Annotated in this window: 34 protein-coding genes; all 34 read right to left on the bottom strand. The window is 45.2% G+C overall.

Annotation, left to right across the window (positions count from 1 at the left end):
• Positions 1-91: 91 nt before the first annotated feature.
• The 34 genes from truA to fusA all read right to left on the bottom strand — a co-directional run bounded on the left by truA (position 92) and on the right by fusA (position 20150).
• Positions 92-865, bottom strand: a complete 774-nt coding sequence (gene truA, locus ACX9NY_RS27450; protein ID WP_339237989.1) for a tRNA pseudouridine(38-40) synthase TruA — start codon at positions 863-865, stop codon at positions 92-94.
• Between the two features lie 159 nt (positions 866-1024).
• Positions 1025-1390 (bottom strand): 50S ribosomal protein L17, encoded by a 366-nt coding sequence (gene rplQ, locus ACX9NY_RS27445; protein ID WP_017692102.1) that lies wholly within the window; start codon positions 1388-1390, stop codon positions 1025-1027.
• Between the two features lie 34 nt (positions 1391-1424).
• A complete protein-coding gene (locus ACX9NY_RS27440; protein ID WP_017692101.1) occupies positions 1425-2369 on the bottom strand; it encodes a DNA-directed RNA polymerase subunit alpha in 945 nt (314 codons plus the stop codon).
• Between the two features lie 136 nt (positions 2370-2505).
• Complete coding sequence (gene rpsK / locus ACX9NY_RS27435) at positions 2506-2901, bottom strand: 30S ribosomal protein S11 (RefSeq protein WP_017692100.1); 396 nt, start codon at positions 2899-2901, stop codon at positions 2506-2508.
• A gap of 19 nt (positions 2902-2920) precedes the next feature.
• On the bottom strand, positions 2921-3289 hold the full coding sequence (gene rpsM, locus ACX9NY_RS27430) for a 30S ribosomal protein S13 (protein WP_062329455.1): 369 nt from the start codon (positions 3287-3289) through the stop codon (positions 2921-2923).
• A 20-nt stretch (positions 3290-3309) separates the two neighbouring features.
• Entirely contained in the window at positions 3310-3423 is a 114-nt protein-coding gene (gene rpmJ / locus ACX9NY_RS27425) for a 50S ribosomal protein L36 (RefSeq protein ID WP_003333770.1), read from the bottom strand.
• A 152-nt stretch (positions 3424-3575) separates the two neighbouring features.
• Entirely contained in the window at positions 3576-3791 is a 216-nt protein-coding gene (infA, locus tag ACX9NY_RS27420) for a translation initiation factor IF-1 (protein WP_017692098.1), read from the bottom strand.
• Positions 3792-3794: 3 nt separating this feature from the next.
• Entirely contained in the window at positions 3795-4103 is a 309-nt protein-coding gene (locus ACX9NY_RS27415) for a KOW domain-containing RNA-binding protein (protein ID WP_091039171.1), read from the bottom strand.
• A 10-nt stretch (positions 4104-4113) separates the two neighbouring features.
• A complete protein-coding gene (map, locus tag ACX9NY_RS27410) occupies positions 4114-4866 on the bottom strand; it encodes a type I methionyl aminopeptidase (RefSeq protein WP_036607191.1) in 753 nt (250 codons plus the stop codon).
• 3 nt (positions 4867-4869) lie between these two features.
• A complete protein-coding gene (locus ACX9NY_RS27405) occupies positions 4870-5514 on the bottom strand; it encodes an adenylate kinase (protein WP_339237992.1) in 645 nt (214 codons plus the stop codon).
• A 90-nt stretch (positions 5515-5604) separates the two neighbouring features.
• Positions 5605-6903 carry a preprotein translocase subunit SecY gene (gene secY / locus ACX9NY_RS27400; protein WP_339257564.1) on the bottom strand — a complete coding sequence of 433 codons (1299 nt, stop codon included), beginning with the start codon at positions 6901-6903 and terminating at the stop codon, positions 5605-5607.
• A complete protein-coding gene (gene rplO / locus ACX9NY_RS27395) occupies positions 6903-7343 on the bottom strand; it encodes a 50S ribosomal protein L15 (protein ID WP_091020538.1) in 441 nt (146 codons plus the stop codon). The genes secY and rplO overlap by 1 nt, the downstream gene beginning before the upstream one ends.
• A gap of 43 nt (positions 7344-7386) precedes the next feature.
• Positions 7387-7572 (bottom strand): 50S ribosomal protein L30, encoded by a 186-nt coding sequence (gene rpmD / locus ACX9NY_RS27390; RefSeq protein WP_017692092.1) that lies wholly within the window; start codon positions 7570-7572, stop codon positions 7387-7389.
• A 13-nt stretch (positions 7573-7585) separates the two neighbouring features.
• Complete coding sequence (gene rpsE, locus ACX9NY_RS27385; protein WP_017692091.1) at positions 7586-8083, bottom strand: 30S ribosomal protein S5; 498 nt, start codon at positions 8081-8083, stop codon at positions 7586-7588.
• A 27-nt stretch (positions 8084-8110) separates the two neighbouring features.
• Positions 8111-8479: a 50S ribosomal protein L18 gene (gene rplR, locus ACX9NY_RS27380; protein WP_017692090.1), complete on the bottom strand. Its 369-nt coding sequence runs from the start codon at positions 8477-8479 to the stop codon at positions 8111-8113.
• A gap of 117 nt (positions 8480-8596) precedes the next feature.
• Positions 8597-9139: a 50S ribosomal protein L6 gene (rplF, locus tag ACX9NY_RS27375; RefSeq protein ID WP_017692089.1), complete on the bottom strand. Its 543-nt coding sequence runs from the start codon at positions 9137-9139 to the stop codon at positions 8597-8599.
• A 30-nt stretch (positions 9140-9169) separates the two neighbouring features.
• Positions 9170-9568, bottom strand: coding sequence for a 30S ribosomal protein S8 (gene rpsH, locus ACX9NY_RS27370; protein ID WP_017692088.1), 399 nt, complete (start codon positions 9566-9568; stop codon positions 9170-9172).
• Between the two features lie 32 nt (positions 9569-9600).
• Positions 9601-9786 (bottom strand): type Z 30S ribosomal protein S14, encoded by a 186-nt coding sequence (locus ACX9NY_RS27365; protein WP_013312154.1) that lies wholly within the window; start codon positions 9784-9786, stop codon positions 9601-9603.
• Between the two features lie 73 nt (positions 9787-9859).
• The gene (gene rplE, locus ACX9NY_RS27360; protein WP_253441169.1) at positions 9860-10402 is read right to left on the bottom strand and encodes a 50S ribosomal protein L5; all 543 of its coding nucleotides are present in this window, start codon (positions 10400-10402) and stop codon (positions 9860-9862) included.
• Between the two features lie 32 nt (positions 10403-10434).
• Positions 10435-10788, bottom strand: a complete 354-nt coding sequence (gene rplX, locus ACX9NY_RS27355) for a 50S ribosomal protein L24 (protein ID WP_017692086.1) — start codon at positions 10786-10788, stop codon at positions 10435-10437.
• 40 nt (positions 10789-10828) lie between these two features.
• Positions 10829-11197, bottom strand: coding sequence for a 50S ribosomal protein L14 (gene rplN / locus ACX9NY_RS27350; protein WP_017692085.1), 369 nt, complete (start codon positions 11195-11197; stop codon positions 10829-10831).
• A gap of 34 nt (positions 11198-11231) precedes the next feature.
• Entirely contained in the window at positions 11232-11498 is a 267-nt protein-coding gene (rpsQ, locus tag ACX9NY_RS27345; RefSeq protein WP_017692084.1) for a 30S ribosomal protein S17, read from the bottom strand.
• Between the two features lie 48 nt (positions 11499-11546).
• Positions 11547-11744, bottom strand: coding sequence for a 50S ribosomal protein L29 (gene rpmC / locus ACX9NY_RS27340; protein WP_017692083.1), 198 nt, complete (start codon positions 11742-11744; stop codon positions 11547-11549).
• The gene (gene rplP / locus ACX9NY_RS27335; RefSeq protein WP_017692082.1) at positions 11734-12168 is read right to left on the bottom strand and encodes a 50S ribosomal protein L16; all 435 of its coding nucleotides are present in this window, start codon (positions 12166-12168) and stop codon (positions 11734-11736) included. The genes rpmC and rplP overlap by 11 nt, the downstream gene beginning before the upstream one ends.
• 2 nt (positions 12169-12170) lie before the next feature.
• Positions 12171-12836 carry a 30S ribosomal protein S3 gene (gene rpsC / locus ACX9NY_RS27330; protein ID WP_339237997.1) on the bottom strand — a complete coding sequence of 222 codons (666 nt, stop codon included), beginning with the start codon at positions 12834-12836 and terminating at the stop codon, positions 12171-12173.
• A 15-nt stretch (positions 12837-12851) separates the two neighbouring features.
• Positions 12852-13184, bottom strand: coding sequence for a 50S ribosomal protein L22 (rplV, locus tag ACX9NY_RS27325; protein ID WP_024633583.1), 333 nt, complete (start codon positions 13182-13184; stop codon positions 12852-12854).
• Positions 13185-13219: 35 nt separating this feature from the next.
• Positions 13220-13498, bottom strand: coding sequence for a 30S ribosomal protein S19 (rpsS, locus tag ACX9NY_RS27320; protein WP_062836183.1), 279 nt, complete (start codon positions 13496-13498; stop codon positions 13220-13222).
• Between the two features lie 71 nt (positions 13499-13569).
• Positions 13570-14400: a 50S ribosomal protein L2 gene (gene rplB, locus ACX9NY_RS27315; RefSeq protein ID WP_017692078.1), complete on the bottom strand. Its 831-nt coding sequence runs from the start codon at positions 14398-14400 to the stop codon at positions 13570-13572.
• Positions 14401-14430: 30 nt separating this feature from the next.
• Positions 14431-14721 (bottom strand): 50S ribosomal protein L23, encoded by a 291-nt coding sequence (gene rplW / locus ACX9NY_RS27310; protein ID WP_017692077.1) that lies wholly within the window; start codon positions 14719-14721, stop codon positions 14431-14433.
• Positions 14721-15344: a 50S ribosomal protein L4 gene (gene rplD, locus ACX9NY_RS27305; RefSeq protein ID WP_339237999.1), complete on the bottom strand. Its 624-nt coding sequence runs from the start codon at positions 15342-15344 to the stop codon at positions 14721-14723. Before rplD ends, rplW begins: the two co-directional genes overlap by 1 nt.
• Positions 15345-15369: 25 nt before the next feature.
• Entirely contained in the window at positions 15370-15993 is a 624-nt protein-coding gene (gene rplC, locus ACX9NY_RS27300; RefSeq protein WP_053779208.1) for a 50S ribosomal protein L3, read from the bottom strand.
• Positions 15994-16039: 46 nt separating this feature from the next.
• Entirely contained in the window at positions 16040-16348 is a 309-nt protein-coding gene (gene rpsJ / locus ACX9NY_RS27295; protein WP_017692074.1) for a 30S ribosomal protein S10, read from the bottom strand.
• Between the two features lie 437 nt (positions 16349-16785).
• Positions 16786-17976 (bottom strand): elongation factor Tu, encoded by a 1191-nt coding sequence (tuf, locus tag ACX9NY_RS27290; protein ID WP_062836181.1) that lies wholly within the window; start codon positions 17974-17976, stop codon positions 16786-16788.
• A 95-nt stretch (positions 17977-18071) separates the two neighbouring features.
• A complete protein-coding gene (fusA, locus tag ACX9NY_RS27285; RefSeq protein ID WP_339238003.1) occupies positions 18072-20150 on the bottom strand; it encodes an elongation factor G in 2079 nt (692 codons plus the stop codon).
• Positions 20151-20197: the final 47 nt, after the last annotated feature.

Below are 20197 nucleotides of genomic sequence, written 5' to 3'. Positions count from 1 at the left end.
CTGTGGGAAAGCCATTAAGAAAACACAACTTTTATATTACATGATAGGCGATTAAATCGCAAGTGTTAATTAAGCTTTTCACTCACCAATTTTAATCTTTTGTATATTCAAGATCCCAGAGCATTAAACCGCAGCTAACTGCAGTAGGTCCTGCAGCAGATCGATTACATGCAGCAATCATATTCGGTACATCAGAGGCTTTCCGTTTGCCCTCTCCGATCTCCAGCAGTGTACCTACAATGATTCGAACCATATGCTGCAAAAAGCCGTTACCACTCACATAAATGTGAATGACACCCTGATCACGCGGATGGTCTCTGCACATTGATCGGTCCACTTCAATCCATGCTTCGTATACCGAACGGACATGATTCTCTTTCTGAGACTTGCGTGAAGCAAAAGAGGTATAATCATAGGTCCCTATGAAATGTCGTAAGGCCTCCTGCATTGCCGTAATATCAAGCTTCGCATGATGATGATACTGCAGTCTTCTGTTGAATACATCCGGAAACTGATTCGCATTGACTGTGTAACGATATGTTTTCTTTTTCGCTGCATAGCGAGAATGAAAATCAGCCGAAACTTCAATCGCATCAATAACGACAATATCGGAGGGTAATCTGGAGTTGAGCGCAATACACCAACGTTCAATCGGGATCTGGGATTCCGTAGGAAAATTGAAGATCTGTCTGCGAGCGTGAACGCCTGCATCTGTTCGGCCTGAACCTGTAATTTTAACCTTCTCACCGGTTAAAGCACGAATCGCATCTTCAAGATGATCCTGAATGGTATTCCCACCCGGCTGTACTTGAAAGCCGTAATAGGCAGTGCCATCATAAGTTAACGTCATACATAAGTTCCGCATTAATACCACACCTTTGTTCCATACTATACATATCCCTATCCCGAACAGCAAAAGAAGCCCCTTGCGGAGCTTCTATTACAGCACGAATTCCGAAATGAAGAGAAAAAAAGGGTTAATCCAGAATCGTTGATTCTGTCCCCTTTCCTCATCTCATCTGTTTTACGCGCGGTCTACCAGTTCCAAGTAAACCATTGGCGCTGCGTCACCACGACGAGGTCCCAGTTTCAAGATACGAGTGTATCCACCTGGACGCTCAGCGTAACGACCGGACAATTCGCTAAACAGTTTTTGGATTGCATCTTGCTCACCATCGATAGTTTCGCGGCGAACATAAGCTGCCACTTGGCGACGGGCATGAAGATCTCCCTTTTTCGCTTTAGTGATCAGTTTTTCAGCAATAGAGCGAACCTCTTTTGCTTTCGCTTCAGTTGTCTGAATGCGTTCGTATAAGAACAGGTCGGTTACCAGGTCACGGAACAAAGCTTTACGTGCGCTGGAATTACGGCCCAACTTTTGGTATGCCATTGTTTTCCCTCCTTCACTTCAAGCACTCGGCTGTCTATTCTTCTGTACGGAGTCCCAAACCAAGTTCCTCAAGCTTCTCTTGAACTTCTTCCAAAGACTTGCGTCCGAGGTTACGGACTTTCATCATGTCTTCTTCCGTTTTCGTAGTCAGCTCTTGCACGGTATTAATACCGGCACGTTTGAGGCAGTTGTAGGAACGAACAGAGAGATCCAGCTCTTCGATCGTCATTTCGAGTACTTTTTCTTTTTTGTCTTCTTCTTTTTCGACCATGATCTCTGCATCTTTCGCTTCGTCTGTAAGACCCACGAAGAGCATCAAATGCTCAGTCAAAATTTTAGCGCCAAGGCTTACAGCCTCTTCAGGACGAATACTTCCATCAGTCCAAACTTCCAACGTGAGCTTGTCATAGTTGGTCACTTGACCGACACGCGTATTTTCCACAGCGTAGTTAACGCGACTGATCGGGGTGAAGATGGAATCGACTGGGATGACGCCGATCGGCTGGTCATCGCGTTTATTCCGATCTGCCTGGACGTAGCCGCGACCGCGATTGGCAAAAATACGCATGTGAAGTCTCGAACCTGGTCCGAGCGTAGCGATGTGCAAATCCGGGTTAAGGATTTCCACATCGGAGTCAGCACGGATATCTCCAGCCGTAATTGCTCCTTCGCCTTCAGCATCAATCTCGAGCACTTTCTCCTCATCCGAATGAATCTTAAGCGACAAAGCTTTCAGGTTAAGAATAACCTCCGTAACATCTTCCATTACGCCAGGAACTGTAGCAAATTCATGCAGAACGCCATCGATTTGAACCGAAGACACTGCCGCACCCGGCAGTGACGAGAGCAAGATTCGGCGAAGCGAGTTTCCAAGCGTCGTACCATATCCGCGCTCAAGCGGTTCTACTACGAATTTCCCATAGGTGCCATCATCGTTGACGTCTACCGTCTCAATTTTCGGCTTTTCGATTTCAATCACTGCAATACCCCTCCTTCAAAACGTCGGTCCTCTATGAAACATTTACCTTCTCTTGCGAAAACATGTAGTAGTATGCCTAAACAACCATTATTAGCAGATTGTGCCGGAAATATACCACACGCAGGGGCAAATCTCATTAGACACGACGACGTTTTGGAGGACGGCATCCGTTATGCGGGACTGGAGTTACGTCTTTGATCAGGTTAACTTCAAGACCAGCAGCTTGCAAAGAGCGGATCGCTGCTTCACGGCCTGCGCCTGGTCCTTTAACCATAACCTCAACGGCTTTCATCCCATGTTCCATTGCAGCTTTGGCAGCAGTCTCAGCAGCCATTTGTGCAGCAAACGGAGTCGATTTACGGGAACCTCTGAATCCGAGACCGCCGGAGCTTGCCCACGAAATTGCATTTCCGTGAGGATCCGTAATAGTAACGATAGTGTTATTGAAAGTGGAACGGATATGTGCCACGCCAGATTCAATATTCTTACGGTCACGACGTTTAGTACGTACGACTTTTTTCGGTTTAGCCATTTTCTCTTATCCCCCCTTATTATTTCTTCTTGTTCGCTACTGTACGACGAGGACCTTTACGAGTACGAGCATTCGTTTTCGTACGTTGTCCACGAACAGGCAGACCACGACGATGACGAACTCCACGGTAACAACCGATCTCCGTCAAACGTTTAATATTCAAAGAGATTTCTCGACGCAGGTCACCTTCTACTTTGACCTCTTTATCGATACTTTCACGCAATTTGCTGACTTCATCTTCCGTCAAATCACGAACACGAGTGTCCGGATTGATGCCTGTTGTGCTCAGAATTTTCTGGGAAGTCGTTTTACCGATTCCGAAAATATAAGTCAAGGCGATCTCAACGCGCTTATCACGTGGCAAATCCACACCAGCTATACGTGCCATTTTACGCTACACCCCCTTCTTTAACCTTGTTTTTGTTTGTGTTTCGGATTTTCACAGATAACCATAACATTCCCTTTGCGGCGAATGACTTTGCATTTTTCGCAAATCGGCTTGACCGAAGGTCTTACCTTCATGTGAATTACCTCCTCAAAGTTTTGCTAAGCAAAACCCTCTTCGTAAGCATTGACCTTGTTCTACTATTGTAAAACCGGCTTCGAAGCTTTCGCAAGTTTTGCCGGGCAAAACCCGCTTCATAAGCTTCACAGTTCATTGCAACTGTCTACTACTATTTACGGTAAGTTATGCGACCTTTTGTTAAATCATAAGGCGACAACTGAACAACTACTTTGTCTCCAGTCAGGATACGAATAAAGTGCATCCGTAGTTTTCCGGAAACGTGAGCGAGAATTTGATGACCGTTCTCAAGCTCAACCTTGAATGTTGCATTCGGTAGCGGTTCAAGAACCGTACCTTCCACTTCAATGACATCTTCCTTGGCCATTAGTCAGTCTCCTTTCTCTTCAGCTTGAATGTTGGTGGATTCCAGAAATGAATGGACCGCATAGCGGAGCTTTCCATTTGTCACCCGACCACTCTCGTTTAAACTGTTCACAACCTCGCTGCTAATCATGGGCTGGAGTTCAAGATGAAGAAGATTCTTCTTCTTGGGTTGATCAAACTTACGTTTGTCTCCATCCGCGATATATACGAACTTACTGTCCGCTATAGCAACAATTACTGCGGCTTGGTCCGCATTGCGGCCTTTACGGATCTTCACAAGTTGACCGAGCTGCGGATTAGACTGACTGTTCATGCCTCATCACCTACGCATTCAGTTTCGTGAAAATTTCCATACCATCTGGTGTAACTGCTACGGTGTGTTCAAAGTGGGCACATAACTTTCCATCAACCGTGACGACAGTCCAGTTATCTTCCAACGTTTTCACATACCGTCTTCCTACGTTAACCATCGGCTCTATGGCCAGCACCATGCCCGCTTTGAGCCGTGGTCCCCGATCGGGAAGACCATAGTTCGGAATCTGTGGTTCTTCGTGCAGATCTGCGCCTATGCCGTGACCGACATATTCACGAACAACTGAGAACCCTTCATCTTCAATATATTTCTGAATCGCATGAGATATTGTAAACAAGCGAACGTCCGGTTTTACCAGCGCCAGACCTGCGTATAACGAAGCCTCGGTAACGTCCAGAAGACGACGGGCTTCTTCGGAAATACGGCCGACCGGATAAGTCCAGGCGGAATCTCCATGATACCCCTGGTACTGCGCGCCAATGTCAAACGTAACGATATCGCCCTCGTTCAACTTGCGTTTGCCGGGAAATCCATGTACCAACTCTTCATTTACTGAAGCGCACACACTGGCAGGGAAACCGTTATAACCTTTGAAAGACGGCACAGCTCCTTGACTGCGGATATATTGATCAGCCATATGGTCAAGTTCACCAGTCGTAATACCGGGAGCGATATGCTCTGCCAAGAGACGATGCGTTTCCGCAACAATTCTCCCTGCTTCCCTCATCAAGCCCAGTTCCGTTTCGGACTTACCAATGATCATCAATTAACCTCTCAGTAAGGACACGATTTCTTGAGAAACTTGATCGATATCCTGTTCTCCGTTCACTTGACGAAGAAGACCTTTAGTCTCATAGAACGTGAGGAGTGGTGCTGTTTTGTTGATATACTCGTCCAGTCGTGTACCTACACTCTCTTCATTATCATCAGAGCGTTGATACAACTCACCAGCGCATTTATCACAAATACCTTCCTGCTTAGGCGGATTGAATACCACATGATAAGTGGAACCACAGTTTTTACAAATCCGACGACCCGTCAAACGAGCGAGTAATTTGTTGCGATCCACTTTCAGGTTGATTACATGATCGAGACCTGAGTTCAATCGGTCCAGAATGCCATCGAGCGCTTCTGCTTGTGACAGGGTTCTTGGAAATCCGTCCAAGAGGAAACCTTCTCTGCAGTCAGGCTGCTGCAAACGTTCTTCAACGATGCCAATGGTTACATCATCTGGTACAAGCAATCCTTGATCCATATATTCCTTGGCTTTCAGGCCAATGGGAGTTCCCTGTTTGATCGCTAGACGAAATGCATCGCCTGTTGAAATATGGGGAATACCGAACTCTTTCACGATGACGTCTGCTTGTGTTCCTTTTCCTGCCCCAGGAGGGCCCATGAATAGGATGTTCACGTTATGTCACTCCCTCCAAGACTACCCTACATCAACAAACAGCACAATAGGTGCCGGCAAGTAAATCTTCACTCGACCGGTACCTATTGCCTATTTATTGATAAAACCTTTGTAGTGGCGTTTGATCAATTGGCTTTCGATTTGCTTCATCGTATCCAGCGCAACACCGATAACGATCAGGAGGGATGTTCCTCCAATTTGCGCAGATTGAGGCAAACCAGAAAGTGCCCCTAAGAATACAGGCAGAACGGAAATGACTGCCAAGAAGATGGCTCCGGCCATTGTCAAACGAGTCATGACACGGGTCAGATATTTCTCGGTTGCTTTACCCGGGCGAATGCCTGGGATGTAACCGCCGTTCTTTTTCATATTATCAGCCATCTGCTGTGGATTCATCTGTACAAAAGTATAGAAGAATGTGAAACCGAAGATCATCACAACATACAGTAACATACCCAGAGGTTTGTGTGTAGTCAGATTCTGTCCGATCCACTGTGCCCAGATGCGATCTGCCCAGAAGTTGGCGATGATCGTTGGGAACATCAACAGCGATGAAGCAAAGATGACAGGGATAACACCTGCTGCATTAATTTTCAGCGGGATATGTGTATTCTGTCCACCGTACATTTTGTTACCTACGACACGTTTAGCGTACTGTACAGGAATTTTCCGAATCGCCTGCTGAATGTAAATGACCCCTATGATGATCAGCACAATAACAATTGCGATGATTACACCTTTAAGAATATTCATAAACAGTTGGTCAGGTTGGATGAAGTCAGATTCGATCGTTTGTTTGATAATATTAGGCACCGTAGATAGGATACCTGCAAAGATCAAGATCGAAATTCCGTTTCCTATGCCCTTCTCGGTGATTTGCTCACCAAGCCACATCAGGAATGAAGTACCGGCCGTAAGTACAATCGCGATCAAGATATAATCTGCAAATGTAGCGTTAGGCACCATCTCTGTATTGTACAAGCGGTTGAATCCGATCGACGTACCAAACGCTTGAATCAATGCCAGCCCGATGGTTAAATAACGGGTCAACTGTGCAGATTTCTTCTTACCTTGTTCACCTTGCTTTGCCCACTCCGCTAATTTAGGAATAACGTCCATGGAAAGCAACTGTACTATGATAGACGCAGTGATGTAAGGCACGATCCCGAGCGCAAATATCGAGAACTGGAAGAGCGCTCCACCCGAGAACGTATTGAGAAGTCCAAAAACTTCTTTACCCGCAGAATTTGTCGCTTCGAACACATCTTTGTTAACTCCCGGCACGGGGACAAAGGAGCCGATGCGGTAAATGATCAGTACAAAAAGGGTAAATAATACCCTTTTGCGCAGATCTTCAACCCGCCAGATATTCTTTAGGGTCTTGAACATTAAATCACCTCAGTTGTACCGCCAGCAGCTTCAATTTTCTCAATAGCAGATTGAGAAAACTTGTTAGCTTTAACAGTCAGCTTCACAGTGACATCACCGTTACCCAGAATTTTGATTCCGGATTTAGCGTTTTTAACTACGCCATTCGTCATCAAGAATTCTGGAGTTACTTCAGTACCCGCTGCAAAACTGTTCAGGTCTTCAGTATTCACAACTGCATATTCTTTGCGAGTTGGGTTTACAAAACCACGTTTTGGCAAGCGACGATACAATGGATTTTGTCCACCTTCGAAGCCTGGACGAACTCCACCGCCAGAACGAGAATTTTGTCCTTTGTGACCGCGACCTGATGTTTTACCTGTACCACTACTTGGACCGCGACCAACACGTTTACGTTCTTTGCGGGATCCAGGAGATGGTGAAAGCTCATGTAACTTCATCGTTCGTTGCACCTCCTTAAAGATTTGTGGGATTAACCCGTTTTTAAGCTTCTACTTCTTTAACAGCAACCAAGTGGCTTACTTTGTTAATCATACCACGGATGGCAGGATTATCGTTTTGAACCACTTTGCTATTGATTTTGCGCAAACCCAATGTTTTCACAGTTGTTCTTTGCGTCTCCGGACGTCCGATCAAACTGCGGACGAGGGTAATTTCTAATTTAGCCATGAGAATTCCCTCCTTAACCCAGAAGCTCTTCGACGGATTTTCCGCGCAGTTTAGCCACGTCTTCAGCACGCTTCAAACGGGACAAACCTTCCAAAGTCGCATTGACCATGTTCATGGAATTCGAAGAACCCAGAGATTTTGTCAAAATGTCACCTACACCAGCAAGTTCGAGAACCGCACGTACAGGACCACCAGCGATAACACCAGTACCTTCAGATGCTGGTTTCAACAGCACGCGTCCTGCGCCGAACTTACCTGTTACCAAGTGAGGAATCGATGTTCCTACGAGTGGAACGTGTACAAGGTTTTTCTTAGCGTCTTCAATACCTTTGCGAATTGCATCAGGTACTTCGCCCGCTTTACCGATACCAGCTCCAACCCAGCCGTTGCCGTCGCCGACTACAACCAGTGCGCTAAAGCTGAAACGGCGTCCGCCTTTTACTACTTTAGCTACGCGATTAATATTTACAACTCTTTCAGTCAGTTCCAAAGTATTCGGATCTACACGCAAGTCGTTAACCTCCTTTTGAAAAATATCTTAAAACTCAAGTCCTGCTTCACGAGCCGCTTCAGCCAAAGCTGCGATACGACCATGGTACAGATATCCGCTACGGTCAAATACGATGTTGGAAACACCTTTGTCTTTCGCACGTTTAGCAACGAGTTCGCCAACTTTACGAGCTGATTCAACAGATGCACCATTTTTGATGTCAGTGCTCAATTCTTTGTCTACGGTAGACGCGGAAGCGATTGTTACACCAGCAACATCATCGATGATTTGAGCATACATATGTTTACCAGAACGGAATACGTTCAAACGAGGACGTGCTGCCGTTCCTTGGATTTTCTTACGAACACGAAGGTGTCTTTTCAGACGAGCCTTATTTTTATCTGGTTTCGTAATCATCTCAAAGATTCACTCCTTTCAGGTTACCTCGCTGGCTTCAAAGCAGAAGCCACGGGGTATATTAGAAACACACGAAGCAAGCAAGCCGAAAGCCGCGCAAAGGCGGTAAGAGAAATCTTATTTCTTCTTACCGGCTTTACCTTCCTTACGGATGATACGCTCGCCTTCATATTTAATACCTTTACCTTTGTATGGCTCAGGTTCACGTACGGAACGGATTTTAGCAGCGTAAGCACCTACACGCTCTTTGTCGATTCCGCGAACGATGATTTTTGTATTCGAAGGTACTTCGAATTCAATTCCCGCTTCCGGTGTAATTTCAACCGGGTGAGAGTAACCAACGTTCAGAACGATTTTATCTCCGGATTTGCTTGCACGATATCCGACCCCAACCAATTCCAGAGATTTCGCGAATCCTTCAGTAACGCCGCTCACCATATTGTTTACAACGCTGCGCGTTGTGCCGTGCAAAGAACGGTGAGTTTTGTTATCGGAAGGACGCACAACTGTGATTTCGTTATTTTCAACTGTAACCTTCATGTCTTTATGAAGCTCACGAGTCAAAGTTCCTTTTGGTCCTTTTACCGTAATAACGGTGTTGTCCAGGGTGATGTCTACACCACTTGGTACTGTGATTGGTTTGCGACCAATACGAGACATATGTTGCACCTCCTATCTTGTGACGTTATATTACCAAACGTAGCAAACGACTTCTCCGCCGGATTTCGATTGACGAGCTTCTTTGTCCGTCATGATACCTTTGGATGTCGAGATGATCGCGATTCCCAGGCCACCAAGTACACGAGGTACTTCATTGCTTTTCGTGTAAACACGAAGACCAGGTTTACTGATTCTTTTCAGACCAGTGATAACGCGCTCGTTATTTTGACCGTATTTCAGGAAAACACGGATAATCCCTTGTTTGTTATCATCGATAACTTCAGCATCACGGATGAAACCTTCACGCTTCAGGATATCGGCGATTTGTTTTTTCATTGTCGAAGCAGGCATTTCTACCGTTTCGTGACGAACAGTGTTCGCGTTACGAATACGAGTAAGCATATCTGCAATTGGATCAGACATAGTCATTGTGAGTTAACCTCCTTCCCGTTCAGGACTTTTTACCAGCTTGCTTTTTTCACGCCAGGGATCTGGCCTTTATAAGCTAATTCACGGAAGCAAATTCTGCAAATTTTGAACTTTTGCAGGACCGAATGTGGACGTCCGCAACGCTCACAGCGTGTATATGCACGTACTTTAAACTTTGGTGTACGTTGTTGTTTAACTTTCATCGAAGTTTTTGCCACTTAGCCTGACACCTCCTAAATAATTTCGGAGAAAAGGGAGTCTTTCCAGACACCCGGAAACGTTATGCCAACATTACTTAACGAAAGGCATTCCCATTTGCGTGAGCAATTCGCGGGACTCTTCGTCTGTTTTCGCCGTTGTTACGATGACAATATCCATACCGCGGACTTTATCAACTTTATCATACTCGATCTCTGGGAAGATCAATTGCTCTTTCAGACCCAGTGTGTAGTTACCACGTCCGTCGAAAGCTTTGCTCGATACACCGCGGAAGTCGCGGACACGAGGAAGCGTAACGTTGAACAGTTTATCGAGGAAGAAGTACATACGCTCGCCGCGCAATGTTACTTTCACACCGATAGGCATATTCTCACGCAGTTTGAATCCTGCGATTGATTTTTTTGCACGAGTGATTACAGGTTTTTGACCTGCGATCAGTTGCAAATCGTTTACTGCGGAATCCAACACTTTGGAGTTTTGGACAGCGTCGCCCACACCCATGTTGATAACGATTTTCTCGATTTTCGGCACTTGCATTACCGTTGTATAGTTAAACTTCTGCATCAAAGCAGGAGCGATTTCTTGCAGGTAACGTTCTTTCATTCTTGATGCCATGAATCATAGCCCTCCTTTCTCATTCGGTTCAATTAGTCGATAATTTCTCCGGAACGTTTAGCAACGCGCACTTTCTTTCCGTTATCCAAAACTTTGTAACCTACACGGGTTACTTTTCCGCTCTTCGGATCGATGTGCATTACGTTGGAAACGTGAATCGGAGCTTCCTTCTCGATAATGCCGCCTTGCGGGTTTTGCTGGTTAGGCTTCTGGTGTTTTTTCACCATGTTAACACCTTCCACAAGGACGCGGTTCTCACGAGGATAAGCAGCGATGACACGGCCTTTTTTACCTTTGTCTTTACCGCTGATCACCATAACCGTATCTTCCTTTTTAACGTGAAGTTTGTTGTTATGGGATTCCAGAACTTTTTTCACTCTTGGCATTTCGTACACCTCCTGTTTCTAACATCACGAGATTAAAGCTTTAGATTACTTCTGGAGCCAAGGAAACGATTTTCATGAAGTCTTTATCGCGAAGTTCGCGAGCAACTGGTCCGAAAATACGTGTTCCACGTGGGCTTCTGTCGTCTTTTACAACAACCGCTGCATTTTCATCAAAACCGATGTAGGAACCGTCTTTACGACGTACAGAACGTTTCGTACGAACGACAACCGCTCTAACTACATCACCTTTTTTGACAACGCCGCCTGGTGTTGCTTGTTTAACAGAACAAACGATCAGATCACCGATTTGAGCTGTACGACGTCCCGTACCGCCGAGTACGCGGATACACATCAGTTCCTTCGCACCGGAGTTGTCAGCCACAGTCAAACGTGTAAATGGTTGAATCATTTAGTATTCCTCCTTTCAGCAGTGCTGCTGAGCATTAGATGATAACCGCTTTTTCTACGATTTCAGTAAGTCTCCAGCGTTTATCTTTCGAAAGCGGACGAGTCTCCATGATTTTCACCGTGTCACCGATTTTCGCAGTGTTTTCTTCGTCATGTGCTTTGAATTTTTTAGTAACCTTAATGCGCTTATGGTACAAGTTGTGTTTTTTGTAAGTTTCTACAGCAACAACAATTGTTTTGTCCATTTTATCGCTGACCACTTTACCAGTTTGCACTTTACGTGCGTTACGTTCTTCGCTCATTGTTGGCCTCCTTCCTGATTACGGACGGATTGTCCATCCTATCCCTAATTAACCGATTCCCAATTCTCTCTCACGGATAATGGTTTTAGCACGAGCTATTTCTTTCCGCACATCACGGATGCGAGTCGGGTTATCCAGCTGACCGGTAGCTAATTGAAAGCGGAGGTTAAAGAGTTCTTCTTTAAATCCGGCAATCTTTTGCTCGATTTCAGCAGAGGTTAGGTTGCGAAATTCACTAGCTTTCATTTGCTTCACCACCCAATTCTTCACGTTTCACGAACTTCGTTTTGATTGGCAGTTTGTGAGCGGCAAGACGCATTGCTTCGCGTGCAATTTCCTCCGGTACACCAGCAAGTTCAAACATGATCTTACCTGGTTTCACTACTGCAACCCATTTTTCTACGTTACCTTTACCGCTACCCATCCGAACCTCGAGAGGCTTTTGAGTGATTGGTTTGTCTGGGAAGATTTTGATCCAAACTTTACCACCACGTTTGATGTAACGAGTCATTGCAATACGAGCCGCTTCGATCTGACGGTTCGTAATCCAAGCCGGTTCCGTAGCTTGCAGACCGTATTCGCCAAAGTTCAGAGTCGTTCCGCCTTTAGCTTGGCCTTTCATATGTCCACGTTGTTGCTTACGGTGTTTTACGCGTTTTGGTACCAACATGATTAGTTGCCTCCTTCCTTAGCAGCTTGTTTCTTAGCCGTAGGAAGAACCTCTCCACGATAGATCCATACTTTTACGCCAATACGTCCGTAAGTAGTATGAGCCTCTGCTGTACCATAGTCAATGTCAGCACGCAGTGTGTGCAGTGGAACAGTTCCTTCGCTGTAGCCTTCAGAACGTGCGATCTCAGCACCGCCAAGACGTCCGCCTACTTGAGTTTTGATACCTTTAGCACCGGAGCGCATAGTTCTTTGAATCGCTTGTTTCAGAGCACGACGGAAAGAAACGCGACGTTCCAATTGTTGTGCAATGCTTTCAGCTACAAGAATAGCGTCCAAGTCTTGGTTTTTAATTTCAGAAATGTTGATGTGTACTTTTTTACCGCCAGCAATTTTCGTAATTTGATTACGAAGATTTTCAACTTCCGAACCACCTTTACCAATTACCATACCTGGTTTAGCAGTGTGAATCGTTACGTTTACGCGGTTAGCCGCTCTCTCAATTTCTACACGAGATAAAGCGGAGTCTTTCAATTTATTTTTCAGGAATTCACGAATTTTCACGTCTTCCATCAAAAGATCACCGAAGTCTTTGCCTGCATACCACTTAGATTCCCAGTCACGGATAATTCCGACACGGAGTCCGACTGGATTTACCTTTTGGCCCACACATTTCCCCTCCTTCTACTTCTCAGATACCACCAAAGTAATGTGGCTAGTACGTTTGTTAATACGACTTGCACGTCCCATTGCACGAGGGCGGAAACGTTTCATTGTCGGTCCTTGGTTCACGTAAGCTTGCGAGATAACCAAGTTGTTAACATCCAAAGAATAGTTATGTTCCGCATTCGCAATAGCGGAGTTAAGCAACTTCTCAACGATTGGAGAAGCGGATTTCGGAGTGTGACGGAGAATGGCAACCGCCTCACCTACTTGCTTGCCGCGAATCAAGTCAACAACGAGTTGAACTTTACGAGGAGCAATCCGGATAAACTTAGCATGTGCTTTTGCTTCCATTGTGTAACCTCCTCTCAAACATTAAAGATGTTCATTTATCTTCTTGTTTTCTTATCATCATCAGTATGGCCTTTGTACGTACGGGTTGGAGCGAACTCACCCAGTTTGTGTCCAACCATGTCCTCAGTTACATACACTGGCACGTGTTTACGACCGTCGTAAACGCCAAATGTGTGTCCGATGAATTGTGGGAAAATTGTAGAACGACGGGACCAGGTTTTGATAACGTTCTTCTTACCTGAAGCTTCCATCTCTTCTACCTTTTTGAGCATGTAGCCATCAATGAATGGCCCTTTTTTCAAACTGCGACCCATGTGGAGATCCTCCCTTCAAACGTAGCTATTATGCATCCGCAGATGCCTCACGAAGTTATGCACAGTGTGTATTACTTCGTGCGGCGGCGAATGATGTATTTATCAGAAGCTTTATTTTTCTTACGCGTTTTGTAACCAAGAGTAGGTTTACCCCATGGTGACATTGGCGATTTACGTCCGATTGGAGCACGACCTTCACCACCACCGTGTGGGTGATCGTTAGGGTTCATTACTACACCACGAACCTCAGGACGTTTACCCAACCAACGGCTACGACCGGCTTTACCGATTTTGATGAGCTCGTGGTCTTGGTTACCAACAGATCCGATTGTCGCGCGGCAAACTTTCAAAATACGACGAACTTCTCCGGAAGAGAGACGAACGGATACGTATTTTTCTTCTTTACCAAGCAATTGAGCTTCTGTACCAGCAGCACGAACCAATTGTCCGCCTTTACCTGGTTTCAACTCGATGTTGTGGATAACGGTACCTACTGGAATGTTTTCGAGTGGCAGTGCGTTACCAATTTTAATGTCTGATTCAGGTCCGGAGAATACTTGATCTCCAACTTTCAAACCTTTAGGAGCGATGATATAACGCTTTTCACCATCAGCATAATGAATCAGAGCGATGTTAGATGTACGGTTCGGGTCATACTCAATCGTAGCAACGCGGCCCGGTATTCCATCTTTAGTACGTTTGAAGTCAATGATACGGTATTTACGTTTGTGTCCACCACCATGGTGACGAACTGTAATTTTACCTTGGTTGTTGCGGCCTGCTTGTTTGCTCAACGGGGCCAACAACGATTTCTCCGGCTGATTTGTGGTGATTTCCTCAAATGTAGAAACGGACATGTTCCGTCTTGCCGGGGATGTTGGTTTATACTTTTTGATTGGCACTGGGTTTCCCTCCTTACTTCAAAAATTCAATTATACAGTTTCAAAGAACTCAAGCGTTTTGCTGTCTTTTGTCAGCGTTACAAACGCTTTTTTCCATTCGCTTGTATATCCGGAATAACGTCCGTACCGTTTTGGCTTAGCTGGAACACGAAGCGTGTTCACGTTTTTCACTTTTACGTTGAAAATAGCTTCTACTGCCTTTTTGATCTCGGTTTTGTTTGCACGGATATCGACTTCAAATACATATTTCAAGTCATTCATCATGTCAGCAGTACGTTCCGTAATAATCGGACGTTTTACAATATCACGAGGATCCTTCATTACGCGAGCACCTCCTCTACCTTCTGAACTGCTTCTTTCGTAATGATCAATTTGTCGTGCGAAAGCACGTCAAGAACATTAATGCCGTCAGCAGCTACGAATTTCACGCCTGGAATATTCCGTGCGGAAAGAGCTACATTATCATCATAGCTAGGAGCTACGATCAAAGCCTTACGTCCCACTTTGAGGTTACTCAAGATGGCTGCAAATTCTTTAGTTTTAGGCGTGCTCAACGCGAGAGCGTCCAAAACGATAATGTCATTGTCAAGCACTTTGGATGAAAGGGCTGATTTGATCGCCAAACGACGAACTTTCTTAGGCAGTTTATACGCATAGCTCCGTGGTGTTGGACCAAATACGATACCGCCGCCTTTCCATTGTGGTGAACGAATTGAACCTTGACGAGCGCGACCTGTACCTTTTTGTTTCCAAGGCTTACGTCCGCCGCCACGTACTTCAGAACGTCCTTTTACTTTGTGGGTACCTTGACGAAGGGAAGCGCGTTGCATAAGAACTGCATCGTACAGAACGTGTTGGTTCGGTTCAATTCCGAAAACCGCATCATTCAATTCTACTTCGCCTACTTGGCTACCATCTACATTGTAAACTGATACTTTTGGCATTTTGTGTTCCTCCTTTCTTCAGTGGTTATTTTTTCACCGTTTCTTTAACTTTGATGAGACTGTTTTTCGGTCCAGGAATGGAACCTTTCACGAGCAACACGTTACGCTCAGCGTCTACTTTAACTACTTCAAGACGTTGAATTGTAACTGTATCATGTCCCATGTGTCCTGGCAGGCGTTTGCCTTTAGGAACGCGGTTAGCTTGGATCGAACCCATCGAACCCGGGCCACGGTGATAACGAGAACCGTGAGACATAGGTCCAGTGCTTTGTCCCCAACGCTTGATTACGCCGGCAAAACCTTTACCTTTAGAAACACCCGTTACGTCAACGAATTCGCCTTCAGCGAAAATGTCAGCTTTCAGTTCTTGGCCAACTTCATATTCAGCGATGTTGATACCGCGAACTTCACGAACGTAGCGCTTAGGGGCAGTGTTCGCTTTTTTAGCGTGACCTGCTTCTGGCTTGTTAGCATTTTTCTCTTTCTTATCGGAGTAACCGATTTGAATTGCTTCGTAGCCATCGTTCTCAATGTCTTTCTTTTGCAAAACAACACAAGGGCCTGCTTCGATAACCGTTACTGGAACAACGTTACCTTCAGGAGTAAATACTTGAGTCATTCCGAGTTTTTTTCCTAAGATTGCTTTCATGTTGACACCTCTTTTCCTCTATACATGGTCTTTGTTGTAGCTTGTATTACAATTTAATTTCGATATCTACACCGGACGGCAGATCCAAGCGCATCAAGGCATCCACAGTTTGTGGAGTCGGGTTAACGATGTCGATCAAACGCTTATGTGTGCGTTGTTCGAATTGTTCCCGAGAATCCTTGTACTTGTGCACCGCACGAAGAATAGTAATGATTTGTTTTTCAGTAGGAAGCGGAATCGGACCGGATACACCTGCACCCGAACGTTTTGCTGTTTCAACAATTTTCTCCGCGGATTGATCAAGAATTCTGTGGTCGTAAGCTTTCAAACGAATACGAATTTTTTGCTTTGCCATTTTAGTCCCTCCTTCTATCGCCCAATTTTTTATCGGACATACTCCGTGAAAATTTTCTAGCCACTGTCCCATGGCAAAGGGGCCGGGTGTGCCAGTAACCTCTCACATCATCGCAACGTCACAGAACAACATTCATTATTATATAGAAAAGATAGGCGTATTGCAAGCATATTTAAGAAAAACATTTAAACTTATCTTTTCTGATGAAATGACTTCGTTTATTGTAGTGTTTATCTTCAATATCCAGGCTGCCTTGCCAATCCTTCTAAACTCGTAAATGATGTTCATTTTATATGACGCAGGTTCCGAAACTTTACACATAATAAAAGAGTTCTTTATCCGATGTCGGATAAAGAACTCTTCCGAAGCTTCGTTACAATACAATGTTACTCGTTCCAGTACACTGTTGCATATGCTTTATTCAGCGTTAAGCCGAATTATTTTTGGATCGATGCTACGGAACCGGCACCTACTGTACGTCCACCTTCACGAATGGAGAACTTAGTTCCTTCTTCAATCGCGATTGGGGAGATCAGGGAAACAGTAACTGTGATGTTATCACCAGGCATTACCATTTCAGTACCTTCAGGCAAGTTGATGATGCCTGTTACGTCAGTTGTACGGAAGTAGAACTGTGGACGGTAACCAGTGAAGAATGGTTTGTGACGTCCGCCCTCTTCTTTAGTCAAAACGTAGATTTGAGCTGTGAATTCTGTGTGAGGCTTAACAGAACCCGGTTTAGCCAAAACTTGGCCACGCTCGATGTTGTTACGGTCAACACCACGAAGAAGTGCTCCGATGTTGTCACCTGCTTGAGCGGAATCCAGCAATTTGCGGAACATCTCAACGCCAGTTACAACAGATTTTTTAGTTTCTTCAGTGATACCAACGATTTCGATCTCTTCGCCGACTTTAACAGTACCACGCTCTACACGGCCAGTAGCAACAGTACCACGACCAGTGATAGAGAATACGTCCTCGACAGGCATCAAGAAAGGCTTGTCAGTTTGACGCTCAGGCAGTGGGATGTAAGTGTCGATTTCTTTGAACATCTCAACGATTTTTTGAGCCCATTCGCCATCTGGGTTAGCCAGTGCTTCACGAGCAGATCCACGAGTGATTGGAGTATCGTCACCTGGGAACTCATATTCGTTAAGAAGGTCGCGAACTTCCATCTCAACCAATTCCAACAACTCTTCGTCTTCAACCATGTCACATTTGTTCAAGAATACAACAATGTAAGGTACGCCTACTTGACGGGAGAGCAAGATGTGCTCACGAGTTTGTGGCATTGGGCCGTCAGCTGCTGATACTACCAAGATAGCTCCGTCCATTTGTGCCGCGCCAGTGATCATGTTTTTAACATAGTCGGCGTGACCTGGGCAGTCTACGTGAGCGTAGTGACGAGTGTCAGTTTCGTACTCAACGTGTGCTGTGGAGATAGTGATACCGCGCTCGCGCTCTTCTGGAGCTTTGTCGATTTGGTCGAATGCTACAGCAGCACCACCGTAAGTTTTGGACAATACAGTTGTGATTGCAGCAGTCAGAGTTGTTTTACCGTGATCGACGTGACCGATAGTACCGATGTTAACGTGGGGTTTATTACGTTCGTATTTAGCCTTTGCCATTTGAACGTGGCCTCCTTAAAATTATAATTTTATGTTTTCACTGAATGAAGTGCTCCGAAATGAATTCTTATGCACTTACATCCAGTGTGAGAAAACTACTCGGTGCCTTTTGTTTTGGCAACGATTTCTTCAGCGATGCTCTTAGGAACTTCTTCATAGTGAGAGAGTTCCATGGAGAACACGCCGCGTCCTTGAGTACCGGAACGAAGAGTTGTAGAGTAACCAAACATTTCAGACAAAGGTACCTTAGCACGGATGATTTGAGCTCCACTACGGGAATCCATACCTTCGATGCGGCCACGACGGGAGTTCAACATACCCATTACGTCACCCATGTACTCTTCTGGAACTGTTACTTCTACTTTCATGATAGGCTCAAGCAGAACTGGTTTACACTTGTCTTTAGCCGCTTTAAGCGCCATTGATCCGGCAATTTTAAATGCCATCTCATTGGAATCGACATCATGGTAAGATCCGTCTACGATTGTAGCCTTAACGTCAACAAGCGGGAAGCCTGCGATAACGCCGTTTTTCATTTGCTCTTCAATCCCTGACAGTGCAGGTTGAATGTATTCTCTAGGAACGGAACCACCGACAACCTTACTTTCGAACTGGCTGCCTGTACCCGGCTCGAGAGGTTCGAATTCAACCCATACGTGACCGTATTGACCACGACCACCGGATTGACGTACGAATTTACCTTCAACGCGCGCTGGAGCACGGAATGTTTCACGGTAAGCTACTTGTGGTTTACCCACAGTAGTTTCAACCTTGAACTCACGACGCATACGGTCGATGATGATATCAAGGTGAAGCTCACCCATACCTGCCAAGATAGTTTGACCTGTTTCTTCATCAGTATGAGCACGAAGAGTTGGATCCTCTTCAGTCAACTTACCGAGAGCAACACCCATTTTGTCTTGGTCAGCTTTGGTTTTAGGTTCAACGGCGATTTCGATAACCGGATCAGGGAAGTTCATTGACTCCAAGATAACCGGATTTTTCTCATCACATAGTGTATCACCTGTACCGGTATCTTTCAAACCTACGGCAGCTGCAATATCACCGGAGTAAACTTCAGTGATCTCTTGACGGCTGTTCGCATGCATTTGAAGGATACGACCGATACGCTCACGTTTGTTTTTAGTTGCATTCAATACATATGAACCGGATTGAAGAATACCGGAATAAACGCGGAAGAATGTCAATTTACCAACGTAAGGGTCAGTCATGATTTTGAATGCCAATGCGGAGAATGGCTCTTCATCAGAGGACTTACGAACTGCTTCAGTTCCATCTTCAAGATGACCAGTGATTGAAGGTACATCTGTTGGAGCTGGCAAGTAGTCGATAACAGCATCCAACATCAGTTGAACACCTTTGTTACGATATGAGGATCCACAGATAACAGGGAAGATCTTAACATCTACAACACCTTTACGGAGAGCGCCTTTGATCTCTTCAATAGAGATTTCTTCGCCTTCCAGGTACTTCATTGTCAATTCTTCATCCAGTTCTGCAACACGCTCAATCAATTCATTACGGAGTTCTTCAACTTGCTCTTTGAATTCCGCAGGAATTTCTGTTTCTTCGATATTTTGACCAAGGTCATCTTTGTACATATGAGCCTTTTGTTCAACAATATCGATAATACCGATGAAATCATTTTCAGCGCCAATTGGAAGCTGAATCGCAACAGCGTTCGCTTGAAGGCGATCACGCATGTCGGATACAACGTTCAAGAAGTCAGCACCGATGATATCCATTTTGTTTACATATGCGATACGAGGTACGCCGTACTTGTCAGCCTGTCTCCATACAGTTTCAGACTGAGGCTCAACGCCTTCTTTCGCACTGAATACACCAACTGCTCCGTCCAATACACGAAGGGAACGTTCAACTTCAACAGTGAAGTCAACGTGTCCCGGGGTATCAATAATATTAACGCGGTGGCCTTTCCAAGCAGCGGTAGTCGCAGCGGAAGTAATCGTAATTCCGCGCTCCTGTTCCTGTTCCATCCAGTCCATTGTCGCAGCGCCTTCGTGTACTTCACCGATTTTGTGCGTACGTCCTGTGTAGAACAAGATCCGCTCAGTTGTCGTGGTTTTACCCGCATCAATATGAGCCATGATCCCGATATTACGTGTATTTTTTAAGGAGAACTCTCTAGCCATGAAATGGGTCTCCCTTCAAAATAGAAGTTTTTTATTGTGAACTGAAT

It is taken from the genome of Paenibacillus sp. CB74, assembly GCF_055687625.1.
Note: the sequence above shows the minus strand (reverse complement) of the source record. Positions and strands in the feature narration are given on the sequence as shown.